Genomic DNA, 11,093 nt, shown 5'->3' with positions numbered 1-11,093 from the left:
CGCTGATGGGCAAGTTCCCGATGATCCTGGTGGCCGGGCCATCGAGCGGCATCGCCAGCGTGAAGGATTTCGTCGCCCAGGCCAAGGCGCGGCCGGGCAGCCTGAACTACGCCTCTGCCGGCGCGGGCAGCCCGCACCACCTGGCGATGGAGTTGCTGAAGAGCGAGGCCGGCCTGTTCATGGTGCACATCCCCTACCGCGGCGCGGCGCCCGCCCTGACCGACGTGGCGGGCGGCCAGGTGCCGGCGATGATGGTGGACCTGGCCGCAGGCTCCGGCTTCATCAAGGGCGGCAAGGTCAAGCCGCTTGCCGTGGCGAACGCCACGCGCCTGCCGCAGCTGCCCGACGTGCCGACCTTCGCCGAGCTGGGCTACAAGAACGTCGAAGCGGCCGCGCTGGTCGGCATGGTGGCCCCCGCCGGCACGCCGGCCGACACCATCGCGACGCTGAACCGGCAGGTCGTGGCCGCGATCCGCGATCCGGCCGTGACCAAGCGCATGGTGGACTTCGGCGTGGAGCCGGTCGGCAACACCAGCGCGCAGTTCGCCGAGCTGCTGCGCACCGAGACGGTCCGCTGGCAGAAGCTGATCCGGGATCTGAAGATCACGCTGGATTAGGCAGAGAAGATCCCCCCGTGGCAGCTGCGCTGCCTCCCCCCTTCGCTGCGCAAGGGGGGGCGACGCCGGTGGACAGGCAGAGCCCGATCCACGGCGTCCCTGCTGAACGAATGCGACGAGCCGGGCGCCTTGCCGTCACAGGCAATGTCGAACCCAGGACTCGCCCCATGACGACCACCGCTTCCCCCACCGCCGGCCGCTGCCCGGTCGACCACACCGCGCTCGCCGGCCTGCGCGCTCCCAACGGCTGCCCGGTCAGTGCCCAGGCGGCCGCCTTCGATCCGTTCTCCGACGGCTACCAGCAGGACCCGCCGGACTACGTGCGCTGGGCGCGGGCGCAGGAGCCGGTGTTCTGGAGCCCGCAGCTCGGCTACTGGGTGGTGACGCGCTACGAGAGCATCAAGGCGATCTTCCGCGACAACATCACCTTCAGCCCGTCGAACGCGCTGGAGAAGATCACCCCGACCGGCCCCGAGGCCAATGCGGTGCTCGCGTCGTACGGTTTCGCGCTGAACCGCACGCTGGTCAACGAGGACGAGCCGGCCCACATGCCGCGCCGCCGCGCGCTGATGGACCCGTTCACGCCCGAGGAACTGCGCCACCACGAGCCGATGGTGCGCCGGCTGGCACGCGACTACGTCGACCGCTTCGTGAACGACGGCCGGGCCGACCTGGTGGACCAGATGCTGTGGGAGGTGCCGCTGACCGTCGCCCTGCACTTCCTCGGCGTGCCCGAAGAGGACATGGACACGCTGCGCCAGTACAGCATCGCCCACACCGTCAACACCTGGGGCCGGCCGAAGCTGGAGGAACAGGTCGCGGTGGCGCATGCGGTCGGCAACTTCTGGCAGTACGCCGGCAAGGTGCTCGACAAGATGCGCCAGGACCCGGACGCGCCCGGCTGGATGCAGTACGGCATCCGCAAGCAGAAGGAGTTCCCCGACGTCGTCACCGACTCCTACCTGCATTCGATGATGATGGCCGGCATCGTCGCCGCGCACGAGACCACCGCCAACGCGACCGCCAACGCGCTCAAGCTGCTGCTGCAGCACCCCGACACCTGGCGCGAAATCTGCGAAGACCCGGGCCTGATTCCCAACGCGGTGGAGGAATGCCTGCGCCACAACGGCTCGGTGGCGGCCTGGCGCCGGCTGGTGACGGCCGACACGCAGATCGAGGGCATGGACATCCCGGCCGGCGCGAAGCTGCTGATCGTCACCTCGTCGGCCAACCACGACGAGCGGCATTTCGCCGATGCCGACCTGTTCGACATCCGGCGCGAGAACGCGAGCGACCACCTGACCTTCGGCTACGGCTCGCACCAGTGCATGGGCAAGAACCTGGCCCGCATGGAGATGCAGGTGTTCCTGGAGGAGCTGACCCGCCGGCTGCCGCACATGCGGCTGGCCGAGCAGACCTTCAGCTATGTGCCCAACACCTCGTTCCGCGGGCCGGAGCACCTGTGGGTGGAATGGGACCCGGCGCAGAACCCGGAACGGTCCCGGCCGGAACTGCTCGCGGTCGAGACACCGGTGCGGATCGGCGAGCCCTCGCGCCATGCGATCGCCCGCACCGTGGTGGTCGAGCGCGCCGCGCCGGCGGCCGACGGCATCGTCCGGCTGCGGCTGGTGGCGGCCGACGGGCGCGCCCTGCCCCGCTGGGCGCCGGGCTCGCACATCGACCTGGAATGCGGCACGCCCGACCGGTCGCGCCAGTATTCGCTGTGCGGCGATCCGGACGACCGCCACGCCTTCGAGATCGCGGTGCTGCGCGAGACCGGCGGGCGCGGCGGCTCGGACTGGGTCCATGCCCATGCGGTGCCGGGCGCCCGGCTGCGCATCCGCGGGCCGCGCAACCATTTCCGATTCGACGAGACCGCGCCGCGGGCGATCTTCGTCGCGGGCGGCATCGGCATCACGCCGGTTGCGGCGATGGCCCGCCGGGCCCGGGCGCTCGGCATCGACTACGAACTGCACTACGCCGGCCGCCGCCGCGCCGGCATGGCGCTGGTGGACGAACTGCAGGCGCTGCACGGCGAGCGGCTGCACCTGTACGCCGGCGATGCGGGACAGCGCCTCGACATCGCCGCGCTGCTGGCCACGCCCCAGCCCGGCACCCGCATCTACGCCTGCGGCCCCGAGCGGCTGCTGGCCGCGCTCGCCGATGCCAGCGCCGCCTGGCCGGAGGACAGCCTGCGGGTCGAGCATTTCGCCTCGACCCTCGGCACGCTGGACCCGTCGAAGGAGCACGCCTTCGAGGCCGAACTGAAGGACTCCGGCATCACCGTCCAGGTGCCGGCCGACCAGACGCTGCTGCAGGCGCTGCGCGCTGCCAACATCGACGTGCCCAGCGACTGCGAGGAAGGCCTGTGCGGCTCCTGCGAGGTGCGGGTGCTCGCCGGCGAGGTGGACCACCGCGACGTGGTGCTGACCCGTGCCGAGCGCGACAGCCACAGCCGCTGCATGACCTGCTGCTCGCGGGCGCGCGGCGGCCGGCTGGTGCTGGAACTGTAGGCTCAGAGGATGGACACCCCCGGATCGATCGCCCTGCTGATGACCGCCGCCTTCCTGGCGGGCACCCTCAATGCCGTGGCTGGCGGCGGCAGCTTCCTCACGCTGCCGGCGCTGGTGTTCACCGGCGTGCCACCGGTCGTGGCGAACGCGACCGGCACGGTGGCACTGCTGCCGGGCTATGCCGCCAGCGCCTGGGGCTTCCGCGAGGATGCGGCCCCGCCGCCCGGGCTGTCGATGCGACAGCTCGTCGGGCTGTCACTGGCCGGCGGCGCAGCCGGTGCGGCGCTGCTGCTGGTCACGCCGGATGCCACCTTCAGGCGGATCGTGCCCTGGCTGCTGCTGGCCGCGACGCTGCTCTTCGCGCTCGGCCCGCAGCTGCGCCGCTGGACGGCGGGTGCCGATGCGCATCCGTCGCCGCTGCGTGCCGCGATCGGCGTGCTCGCTGTGGCGGCCTACGGCGGCTACTTCAACGGCGGGCTGGGCATTCTGCTGCTGGCGCTGTTCGGCCTGTTGGGACAGACGCAGCTGCATGCGGCGAACGGGCTGAAGAACCTGGTGTCCGCGCTGCTCACCGCGATCGCGGTGCTGCTGTATGCCGCCGGCGGACTGGTGCAGTGGCCGCAGGCGCTGGTCATGGCGGTCGCGGCGACAGCCGGCGGCTACGGCGGCGCCCGTGTTGCGCGCCGCATCCCTACCGCGTGGCTGCGCGCCGGCATCGTGGCGACGGGACTGGTGATGACTTGGCTGTTCTCCTGAGCGGGCCGGCGGCGGCCGAGCCTGTTCACCACTGCCGTCGGAAGGAAAAAATCGAAGAAAAACAGCCGCCAGCGCCCGCTGCACCTGCGCAGGCAGCTATTCTTTCGATAGCAATGGCGCAGTGACCCGCGCCTGCCGCCGCGCGAGCGACTGCACCATCGGATGCGCGTGGAACTGCGCCAGCAGCCGCTCCTTCGCCAGCGGGGTGAGCCGCGATTGCGCGATCAGGTCCGGCCACCGGGCGAAGGCAGCCTTCGCCGACGCCGCGAGCGCGGCCGCGGCCGGCTTCTCCGGCAGACCCAGCGCCCCGCAGAAAACGCGCACCACCGCGGGCGACAGCTGCTGCCGCGGCGGCGTGCCGCGTGGCGCCAGGGCCGGCGGCAGGATCGGCAGCGCATGGCCGGTGTTCCGGTGAAAGGCCGCATAGGCGACGATGTCGTAGGCCGGCGGGAACTCGGGCGTCACCCCGTCGGGGTAGCGCAGACCGATGTTCTTCAGGTGCATGTCCGGGTTGCCCAGCAGCTCGTTCACCAGCAGCCGGCGCAGCAGCTCGTGCACCGCCGGCTCGCCCATCGAGGGCGCCGACAGCAGCACCGCCGCCACGCTCAGGTAGCTGTGGCGGGCGCCCGCCGGACTGCCGTACTTTTCCTCCGGCATCGCGCCCAGGATCTGCGCGAAATCCTCGGCATGGATACGGCCCCCGGGTGACCGGTCGTAGCGCACCACCGCGAGGAAGCGGGTGTCCCCGTCGGCATCACCCAGGTCGTAGCCGTGGCGGGCGGCGAGCGCGCCGAGCGGCTCCAGCGTCGCATCGCAGACCGACACGCCGGCCGCGGCGGCGAGCCGCAGCGAGAGGTCTTCCACCTCCGGCAGCAGCGGCATGCCGACGACCGGGAGCTTGGCGATGATCCAGGTGTCCTGGTCGCGGGTACGGCCGACATAGCGGTCGCCCTGGCGCAGCACGCCGAGCTTGGGCTGCACGCCGGAGAGCGACACGCCCTCTTCCAGCGGATCGGCCGTCACCGTCATCTCCAGCGCATCCTGATCCTGGGTAACGTAGTGGGCCAGCGCATCGCGGGACAGTTCGACCGGCAGGGCGTAGACATTGCCCGGCAGATCCCGGCCGCACGCCGCCAGCATCTCGAAGTGATCGCGCGGGTCGCAGCCGCGCAGCGCCGCGACATGGTCGCGGAACACGCCCTCCGGCAGCAGGTTCTGGAAGAAGCACGGCAGCAGCCAGCCCTGCGCCGGCGAATGGCGGCCGTTGAACGGCGCCGCGGTGATCTGGCTCCACAGCGCCTGCTGGTCTTCCGGTGCGTCCGCCAGGAAGGACGTGGACAGCACCGGCGCCGCGGCGAGCGCCCGGAAGGCCGGGTCGGCTTCGAAGCGGTTGATCACCGCCGCGCCTTCGGGCGCGAACTGGAACAGCACCCCCACCCGCAAGTCGCGGCCCAGGTAGATCGCAAGGGCCTTGACGTTCATGGCGTGCGGCGGTCGTCGGGTCCGGCGGCCCGGTCGAGCGCCGCCTGCACGCGCGACCTGACCGCCAGGCCGGCAGCGACCGGCGCGGCGCCGACCGCCCCGGCCGCGCCCTTCGGCACCAGCAGCAGTTCGAGGCCCAGCCGGTCGGCCAGTGCCAGCAGCGTGCTCAGTTTGAAATCGTCCTGCCCGCCGAGCACCTTGGTCAACGTCCGCTGCGACACTCCGGCCGTCGCTCGGAGTTGCGCCTGGGTGCTTCCCTGCTCCGCCAGCCGCTGGCGCAACCGAGACGCGATATCGGCAATGGTTTTCATAGCACCAAAGTAGTCGATTCAGTGTTTCGACTACTTTAGTGTCACAACGCCGCGCTCGCAAGCCCGCGGTATGACGAGGGCTCAGGGAAGGGGTGACGACGGTGCCGGAACGACACGAGCGCGTGGGAAAAAATGCATGGCTGGCCGGACGAACCGATGGCTAGCAAAAAACGACCTTGGAGACCGTAAAGATCTCGGGTCGCCCCACGATGAAACCGGGGAACGCAGCGCCGGAAGCCGGGAAGGCTCCGGGTCGCGTCCCGATGGATTCAGTGTAGCAGGATAAAAATGGTTCTCATTTGATGCCCTCACTTCCGCCAGGGGGAAGGCACCACGGGCGCTTCAGCGGCGCGCCTGGATTTCGACGACTTCGCCGTCGGGCAGCGTGATCTCGATCGCGGTATCGGACAGCTGGGCGACTTCCATCTCGGTGCGCAGCAGTTCCTTGAAGGCGACCGGCGACAGCTTGCCCTTGGAGAAGGCGAAGTTGCGCACGTCGTAGATCAGCTCTTCGCGCTCTTCGGCCAGTGCGGCCTTGTTGCCTTCGCGCATGGCGCGCAGGTAGGCATTCCAGGTGTCGGTCACGTCGTTGATCAGGGTCATCCGCGGGTTCCAGTAGCGATTTCGGGCGGGCGATTATCGGGGCGAACGCGCGGGCGGTCAGCGCGCGGGCAGCAGCACCTCGCTGATCGCCCGGCCGACCTGCTGGAATACGCCGCCCGCCTCCTTCTGGTCGTCCAGGTCGGCCGCGCAGGTGGCGACGACGATGGCCCGTGCGCCGCCGTCCTGCGGATTCACCACCCCGACGTGGCAGGCCCTCCGGTACTGGGTGCCGGTCTTGTGCATGAACTTGACCGACTTGGGCAGCCCGGCCTCCAGCCGGTAGTTGCCGGGCGTGCCGAACTTCATCGCGGTGAACAGCCGTTTCGTACTGGCGGGCGACAGCAACTGGCCGCGCACCAGCTTCTCCAGCATCGCGCCGTAGCCCTCCAGCGTCGCCTGGTTCAAGCCGTGGGCGTAGTAGCGGTCGTAGGCTTCGTCGAAGGTCTTGGCGCGCAGATCGGAGTCGTCCACCTTCAACGCGCGTTGCAGCGCCTCCAGCCGGCGCGGGCCGACCGGCGCGGCCGCGATCTCGACCAATTGCCGGTTGCTCAGCTTGCGCGCGTCGGGGTGCAGCTCGGCATACACGTCGTAGCGGATCTGCTCGAAGTCGGTGAAGCGCTCGAAGCTCTTGGCGCCCATCGCGGCCCGCGCGCTGCGGTTCAGGGTGTCGATGCCGATCCGGCGGATCAGCAGGTTGGCGGCGGTGTTGTCGCTCACCGTGAGCATGCGGGTGATCAGCGAATCGACGGTGTAGCCGGTACCGACGGCGCTCCAGACCAGCTGGCCGGAGCCATCGACCTTGTCTTCTTCCGCCAGCACCAGCCGTTCCGACAGTGCGAGCCGGCCCGCATCCACTTCCTGCAGCACCGCGACGGCCACCGGCACCTTGACGGTCGAGCCCAGGTACCAGCGCTTATCGGCCCCGTGGGAATAGGCCTCGTTGTTGTCGAGCCGCTTGACGTACACGCCCAGCGTGCCGGGCGAGCCGCGGTCGATCGCGTCGATGCGCTGGCCGAGCGCATCGGTCCAGCCGGCAGCACGGCCGGCGTCAGGAAGGAGCAGCGGCGCCAGCAGCAGGCACGCGGCCAGCCGCCGGAAGCGCGACAGGGGGACAGGAAGGCGCATCGATCACTCCATGGGTCAACAGACCCGATCTACAGATGGCGGAACCGACCTCGCGCAGCGCAGTCTCCGAACGTTCCAGCGACAGGTCGCCGCGGGTGCAGGCGACGATCACGACCCGCTGGGGCGCAACCGTCGCGCCTGCGCCCGGCGCCTGCGCGATGCCGGCGTCGCAGAAGCGGCGGCGCTGCGTGCCGGTCTTGTGGGCGAAGGCCACGCCGGCCGGAAGACCCGCCTTGATGCGGTGCTGCCCGGTCTCGACCCGCTGCATCACCTTCAGCAGATAGTCGGTCTGCGCCGGGCCGAGGGCCATGCCGCGTGCCAGCTGGGCGAGCAGCTCGCCGTAGGCATCGAGCCGGCCGGAATTGAGGCCGCTCGCGTAGTAGGCGGCATAGGCCTCCTCCAGCGACGGCAGCTTGAACTGGGTCACCGGCGTGCCGGTGAAGCGCGACAGCATGTCCATGCGCTCGGTATCGCTGCGCTGCCGGTTGAGCAGGATCAGCTGGCGGCCGCTCAGCCGCCGCGCGGCCGGGATGAGGTTGCCGTAGGCCAGCCGGCGCACCTCGGCCAGCGTGGTGATGCGGCCGAAGCCGGTCGGCACCAGCGACGCCACCACCGCATTGACCTCGTCCACCCCGACCAGCCCGATCAGCATGTCGCTGGCGGTGTTGTCGCTGTGGACGATCATCTGGTCGATCAGGTAGCGGATGGTGAGCGAGGTGCCGACCGGATAGCGGTTGGTGAGCCCGGCGCCGTCGACATAGTCGGACGCCTGCAGCTTCACGCCGGTATCGAGTTTGTATTCCCCCCGCTCCACCGCCCGCAGTACCGCGATCGCCACCGGCACCTTGACGGTGGAGGCGAGGTACCAGCTTTCGTCCGACTGGTAGTGCGCCGTTTCCTGGGTGCCGAGATCACGCACGTAGACGCCGACGCCCGCACGGTGCTGCTGCGCGATGCGCGGCAGTTCGGCCGCGAGCCGGGCGTTCCAGGCCGGCACGCCCTGCACCGGCCCGGCCGCGGGCGTGACGGCGGGTGCCGCGCCGGCCGCAGCCAGCAGGCAGGCCGCGGCCGCGCCACGGCAGGCGGCGCGGACAGGCAGGGTCGGAAACAGGCAGGACAGCGGACGCATCGGCATGCGCCCGAGTCTGCCGGCGCGACGGTCGCCGGCTGCAAGCAAATGAACGTCCCGGCGCCGCCGTACGGCGGCCCGGACGCCCGCCCGCCGTCAGCCGGCGCGCAGGGCCCGGCCGAGGCGCCGGACGCCTTCCTCGATCTTGGCGAGGTCGGCGGTCGCGAAGCTCAGCCGCAGCGTGGACACGTCCGGAGCCGTGGCGAAGAACGGAGCGCCGGGCACGAAGGCGACGTTCTCGGCGATCGCCCGCTGCGCGAAGACGCGGGCATCGGCCAGCGTACCGCCCGCGCCGGTGAGCGCCGCCCAGAAGAACAGGCCGCCGCGCGGCTGGGTGAAGGTGATCGCGTTGCCCAGTTCGCGCTGCAGCGCGGCGCCCATCGCGGTGGCGCGCTCTCCGTACACCCTGCGCACGGTGGCGAGCGTCGCGGGCATGCGGCCGCTTTTGAGGTACTGCGCGGCGGTGGCCTGCGCGAAGGTGCTGGTGTGCGCGTCGCTGAACTGCTTGCACATCACCGCGTTCGCCAGCACCGCGGGCGGCGCGACCATCCAGCCGACCCGCAGGCCCGGGCTCAGCACCTTGCTCAGGCTGCCGCAGTGGACCAGCAGGTCGCGGCTGCCGGGCACCTCGGCGGTCAGGGCCAGCAGGCTCGGCGGCGGCGGGGTGTCGCCGAAATACAGGTCGCCGTAGGGATCGTCCTCGACCACCACCGTCTGGTAGCGCACCGCCAGCTCCAGCACCCGGCGGCGGCGCTCCCGGTTCAGCAGCGCGCCGCTCGGGTTGCCGAAGGTCGGGATCAGGTAGACGAACTTCGGCCGGTGCTCCACGATCAGCCGCTCCAGCTCGTCGGTGCGCACGCCCTCGCCGTCGACCGGCGCGCTCACCAGATCGGCGCCGTACAGGCGGAAGCACTGGATCGTCGCCAGGAAGGTCGGGCCTTCGACGATCACCTTGTCGCCCGGGTCAATGAAGGTCTTGCCGATCAGGTCCAGCGCCTGCTGGCTGCCGGTGGTGACGACCAGGCCCTGCGGCGCCATCTCCACGCCCTTGGTCGCCATGAAGGCGGCCAGCTGCTCGCGCAGCGGCTCGTAGCCTTCGGTCGCGCCGTACTGCAGGGCGCCGGGTTCCTCGGCGAGCGCGCGGGCGCTGGCCTGGGCGATGCCCTCGACGTCGAACATCGCGCTGTCCGGGAAGCCGCCGGCGAAGCTGACGATGCCCGGCTTGCCGAGCAGCTTGAACAGTTCGCGGATGGCGGAGGTCTCGACGTTCTGGAGGCGGGAGGCAAAAGGCAGCGACATGACGGGGCTTCGTGGGCAAAAAACGTCATCGTAGCGCTGCGGCGCTAGACTCGCCGTCGCCCTTCCGCATGAAAAAAAGCGACATCGCACCGTTTTTCGCCACCCTGCAGGCGGCGAATCCCGAACCCCGTACCGAACTCGAATACGCCACGCCGTTCGAGCTGCTGGCCGCGGTGCTGCTGTCCGCCCAGGCGACCGACGCGAGCGTGAACAAGGCGACCCGCAAGCTCTACCCGGTCGCGAACACGCCGCAGGCGATCCTCGACATGGGCCTGGAGGGGCTGGAGTCGTACATCCGCACGATCGGGCTCTACCGCACCAAGGCGCGCAACCTGCTGGCCACCTGCCGCAAGCTGATCGACGAACACGGCGGCGAGGTACCCCACGACCGGGACGCGCTGGAATCCCTGCCCGGCGTCGGCCGCAAGACCGCCAACGTGGTGCTGAACGTCGCCTTCGGCGAGAAGACGATGGCGGTGGACACCCACATCTTCCGGGTGGCGAACCGCACCGGCCTCGCGCCCGGCAAGACGCCGCTCGCGGTGGAACAGGCGCTGCTGCGGCGCATTCCGGCGGAGTACCTGCTGCACGCCCACCACTGGCTGATCCTGCACGGCCGCTATGTCTGCGTCGCGCGCAAGCCGCGCTGCTGGGAATGCGCGGTTGCCCACTGGTGCGACTACCGTCCGAAGACGCCCGCGCCCGCCACCCGCGCATGACGACCTTCGATCCCCGCTCGATCATCCTGGTGGCCGGCGTGCTCGGCCTGCTGATCGGCGTGGTGCTCGCCTTCCTGCGGCGCAGCTACCCGCCGTCGGTCGGCGGGCTGACGCCGTGGGCGGCCGGCATGTTCACCAAGTTCCTGGCCGCCGGCCTGTTCGCCGGGCGGGGCGTGCTGCCGGATGCGCTGTCGGTGATCGTCGCCAACCTGGCGCTGATCGGTGGCGGGCTGCTGTTCTATGCCGGCACGCTGCAGCTGTTCGGGCGACAGCTCGACCTCCGGCGCTGGCTCGGCCTGCTCGCCGGGACGACGCTGCTCCTCGCATGGTTCACCTATGTCGACCCCAGCTTCGCCGGGCGCATCCGGGTGGTCAACGCGGTACTGGCCGGCGTCTGCGCGGCCCATGCGGTGGTGCTGGTGCAGCAGGGGCGGCCCAGCGTCTCGCAGAGCATCGCGCTGGGCGCGGTGGCTCTGGAGACGCTGGTGGTCGCCGCCTGCGTGAGCGCCGAGGCCGCCCGGGCGGCGACCACCAGCGTC

10 protein-coding genes and 1 pseudogene are annotated in these 11,093 nt (G+C 70.7%); 5 read left to right on the top strand and 6 right to left on the bottom strand.

Features of this window, described 5'->3' with window-relative positions; genetic code table 11:
- The 3 genes from QZ500_RS06145 to QZ500_RS06135 all read left to right on the top strand — a co-directional run.
- Positions 1-617 (top strand): tripartite tricarboxylate transporter substrate-binding protein (locus QZ500_RS06145; protein WP_295852290.1); only part of this gene is annotated, 617 nt, incomplete at its 5' end.
- Between the two features lie 167 nt (positions 618-784).
- The gene (locus QZ500_RS06140; protein ID WP_295852285.1) at positions 785-3,130 is read left to right on the top strand and encodes a cytochrome P450/oxidoreductase; all 2,346 of its coding nucleotides are present in this window, start codon (positions 785-787) and stop codon (positions 3,128-3,130) included.
- 9 nt (positions 3,131-3,139) lie between these two features.
- Complete coding sequence (locus QZ500_RS06135; RefSeq protein ID WP_295852282.1) at positions 3,140-3,886, top strand: sulfite exporter TauE/SafE family protein; 747 nt, start codon at positions 3,140-3,142, stop codon at positions 3,884-3,886.
- A gap of 96 nt (positions 3,887-3,982) precedes the next feature.
- On the opposite strand, the gene QZ500_RS06130 is transcribed toward QZ500_RS06135, so the two are convergent.
- The 6 genes from QZ500_RS06130 to QZ500_RS06105 form a co-directional block, all read right to left on the bottom strand.
- Positions 3,983-5,368, bottom strand: a complete 1,386-nt coding sequence (locus QZ500_RS06130) for a type II toxin-antitoxin system HipA family toxin (RefSeq protein ID WP_295852281.1) — start codon at positions 5,366-5,368, stop codon at positions 3,983-3,985.
- Positions 5,365-5,679 carry a helix-turn-helix domain-containing protein gene (locus QZ500_RS06125; RefSeq protein WP_295852254.1) on the bottom strand — a complete coding sequence of 105 codons (315 nt, stop codon included), beginning with the start codon at positions 5,677-5,679 and terminating at the stop codon, positions 5,365-5,367. Before QZ500_RS06125 ends, QZ500_RS06130 begins: the two co-directional genes overlap by 4 nt.
- 342 nt (positions 5,680-6,021) lie before the next feature.
- Complete coding sequence (locus QZ500_RS06120) at positions 6,022-6,282, bottom strand: hypothetical protein (RefSeq protein ID WP_295852253.1); 261 nt, start codon at positions 6,280-6,282, stop codon at positions 6,022-6,024.
- 57 nt (positions 6,283-6,339) lie between these two features.
- Positions 6,340-7,407 carry a serine hydrolase gene (locus QZ500_RS06115; protein WP_295852251.1) on the bottom strand — a complete coding sequence of 356 codons (1,068 nt, stop codon included), beginning with the start codon at positions 7,405-7,407 and terminating at the stop codon, positions 6,340-6,342.
- Positions 7,331-8,542 (bottom strand): serine hydrolase, encoded by a 1,212-nt coding sequence (locus QZ500_RS06110; RefSeq protein WP_295852248.1) that lies wholly within the window; start codon positions 8,540-8,542, stop codon positions 7,331-7,333. Before QZ500_RS06110 ends, QZ500_RS06115 begins: the two co-directional genes overlap by 77 nt.
- 90 nt (positions 8,543-8,632) lie before the next feature.
- Complete coding sequence (locus QZ500_RS06105) at positions 8,633-9,829, bottom strand: PLP-dependent aminotransferase family protein (protein ID WP_295852293.1); 1,197 nt, start codon at positions 9,827-9,829, stop codon at positions 8,633-8,635.
- Between the two features lie 74 nt (positions 9,830-9,903).
- On the opposite strand from QZ500_RS06105, the gene nth reads away from it, so the two are divergent.
- Together nth and QZ500_RS06095 are read left to right on the top strand one after the other, a co-directional pair.
- On the top strand, positions 9,904-10,554 hold the full coding sequence (gene nth, locus QZ500_RS06100) for an endonuclease III (RefSeq protein WP_295852245.1): 651 nt from the start codon (positions 9,904-9,906) through the stop codon (positions 10,552-10,554).
- Positions 10,551-11,093, top strand: a pseudogene (locus QZ500_RS06095) (hypothetical protein); the annotation flags it as partial. The gene nth and the pseudogene QZ500_RS06095, both read left to right, overlap by 4 nt.

It is taken from the genome of uncultured Xylophilus sp., assembly GCA_913776965.1.
Classification (GTDB): domain Bacteria; phylum Pseudomonadota; class Gammaproteobacteria; order Burkholderiales; family Burkholderiaceae_C; genus Xylophilus.
Note: the sequence above shows the minus strand (reverse complement) of the source record. Positions and strands in the feature narration are given on the sequence as shown.